This is a genomic window from Methylacidimicrobium cyclopophantes, assembly GCF_902143385.2.
GTDB lineage: Bacteria > Verrucomicrobiota > Verrucomicrobiia > Methylacidiphilales > Methylacidiphilaceae > Methylacidimicrobium > Methylacidimicrobium cyclopophantes.
On sequence record NZ_CABFUZ020000221.1, the window covers coordinates 1 to 2153 of the forward strand.

General features: G+C 60.1%; 3 protein-coding genes. All 3 read right to left on the reverse strand.

Features of this window, described 5'->3' with window-relative positions; translation table 11 throughout:
- Positions 1–98 precede the first annotated feature (98 nt).
- From FN369_RS09370 to FN369_RS09380, 3 genes are read right to left on the reverse strand one after another with little or no spacing between them, the layout of a single operon-like run.
- Entirely contained in the window at positions 99–533 is a 435-nt protein-coding gene (locus FN369_RS09370) for a DUF420 domain-containing protein (protein WP_142525890.1), read from the reverse strand.
- Entirely contained in the window at positions 530–1225 is a 696-nt protein-coding gene (locus FN369_RS09375) for an SCO family protein (RefSeq protein WP_142525891.1), read from the reverse strand. Before FN369_RS09375 ends, FN369_RS09370 begins: the two co-directional genes overlap by 4 nt.
- On the reverse strand, positions 1222–2022 hold the full coding sequence (locus FN369_RS09380) for an ABC transporter permease (RefSeq protein ID WP_142525892.1): 801 nt from the start codon (positions 2020–2022) through the stop codon (positions 1222–1224). Before FN369_RS09380 ends, FN369_RS09375 begins: the two co-directional genes overlap by 4 nt.
- Positions 2023–2153 lie beyond the last annotated feature (131 nt).

The following is a 2153-nucleotide window of genomic DNA, read 5'->3' on the forward strand; positions in this document are numbered from 1 at the left end:
GCGGTGCGGGCATCGCTCCGCTCGCCCGCTTCCGAAGGCCGCTTTCCGGAAAAGGAGAGAAGAACGAGCTTCCTGATCCGGCGGAGCCGCACTCCTCGTTAGGAGGGGGAGACGCAGAACCAGTGGTAAAGCATGAAATAGACCAGCACTCCGGTCACCGAGACATAGATCCAAGAAGGCCAGAGAAGGCGCGTTACTCGGGCGTGCGCCGAAAATCGTCCCTTGGCGGCAAAGTAGAGTGCAGCAAAGATCGCCGGCAGGTTTACGACCGCGAGAATGGTGTGCGAGATGAGAATCGTAAAGTAGAGCGGCCGGGACCAGTCGTGGCGAGGGAAAGGCGTCGCCCCATGGATCGCATGATAGGTCAAATAACAGGCCAGAAAGGCCATGGACGTGGCGAAAGCCGCCACCATGCAGTTCCTGTGTACGGTGATCCTCCCCCGTTTGATCGCCACGAATCCGGCTACCAGGAAGCAACCGGTCAGGGCGTTGAGGCTGGCGTTGACGGCGGGAAGCTGCGACACCACGATCACTTCTCTCCAGTCCGAGCCGGCAGGCTGGCATCTCTTCCCGCCGCGGTCTCTTCCTCGAGAAGCCGACGGATGTCCTGAACGATCTTGGATGGGGTTGCCGACTGCAATCCGTCGTAATAGCCCCGAATCCTTCCGGCTCGATCGACAAGAGCAAATTGCGTCGAATGGAAGACCGGCCCCTCGTCGGCAGGGCGACTTGGAGGATTCTCGCCGACGGCAAAAGCAAAGCTTTCCGAGGCCAAGAGCCAAATCTCCTTTACGCTTCCCGTCAGGAAGAGCCACCTGGCCGGATCGGCTCCGTGGGCTTCCGCATACCGTTGAAGCACCGGAGGGGTGTCGGCGCCGGGATCGACCGAAAAGGAAACGAGCCGGACATCCGGCAGGTTCGCCACGAGGTCTTGGATCTCCTTCATGCGGAGAGTCTCCGTAGGGCAGGGGCCGGGACAGGAGGTATAAATGAAATCGGCGACCCAGACTTTCCCTTTCAAATCTTCCCGTGTCACCTTCTTGCCTTGCTGATCCGTCAAGGCAAAGGGCTGGACACGGCGGAGGACGGGGAGCTGAGCGGCTCGAGATCCGCGATGGAAGAGCGCGTAGTAACCCAGGCTCAGAAATAAAGACAGGAGCACAGCCACCGCCAATCCAAAGGGAATCAGTCCGACCCCGACGGAAGGCTTTACTTTTTCGCTCATGGATGTCTCACCCGGACGCGGTCCGTAATGACGACCGCCGCTAAGCCGACCGCAATGGTGAAGAAGAGAGTGATCGCCGCAAAGAGCCAGAGGGATGCCCCCGACCGGCTCGGCCAGAGCGCCGCACGCAAGAGCTCCAAGCCGTAGTAGAGAGGATTGGCATGGATGATTCCCCGCATCCAGCCGACCGATCCCTCCGGAGGGAAGAGCGCCCCGGAGAGAAGCCAGAGCGGCATCAAGAGGAGATTCATGAGGGCATGGTAACCCTGGACCGAGTCGAGTGGCCAAGCAAGCAGATACCCGACTCCGGTAAGCGCGAGCCCCAAGAGGCAGAGTGTCGCAACCACGAGGGCGAAGGATCCCAAAGAAAAGTGAACTCCCATGGGGAGGGCCAAAAGATAGATCAGCAGACATTGGAGGACGCTCAACGTCATCCCTCCCAACAGCTTTGCCGCGACCACCGCCGACCGGGGCACCGGGGCGACGAGAACCGCTTGCAAAAACCCCTCCCGACGATCCTCGATCAACGAAATCGTCGAGAAGATCGCGGTGAAAAGGACGACCAGGAGCAGCATCCCTGGAAAAAAGTAGGCAAAGTAACCGCCGGCACCGCCGGTTCCCGTCCGAAAAGAGCTTCCGACGCCGGAGCCGATCAAAAACCAAAAGACCAAAGGGGTGCCGAGAGCACCCACGACGCGATTCTTCTGCCGGAGAAACCTCACCACCTCCCGCTTCCAGAGCGTATAGACGCCCAATCCGAAGCCCCCGACGGCCGTATTAGTTTTCCTCGGTTCCATCCGATTCCTCGTTTTGGCTATCGAAGTGATGGCCCGTCAAATGCAAAAAGACATCCTCCAGGGATGGCTGAGCCACGGTCAGAGCGGTCACATCGCCGCCGAATCGCTGGAGGAGATCGGCGGCGGCCCGC

Excerpts from the sequence above, each read along its gene's own strand:
- FN369_RS09375 (WP_142525891.1), bottom strand. The coding sequence starts at position 1,225 with ATGAGCGAAAAAGTAAAGCCTTCCGTCGGGGTCGGACTGATTCCCTTT.
- FN369_RS09380 (WP_142525892.1), bottom strand. The coding sequence starts at position 2,022 with ATGGAACCGAGGAAAACTAATACGGCCGTCGGGGGCTTCGGATTGGGC.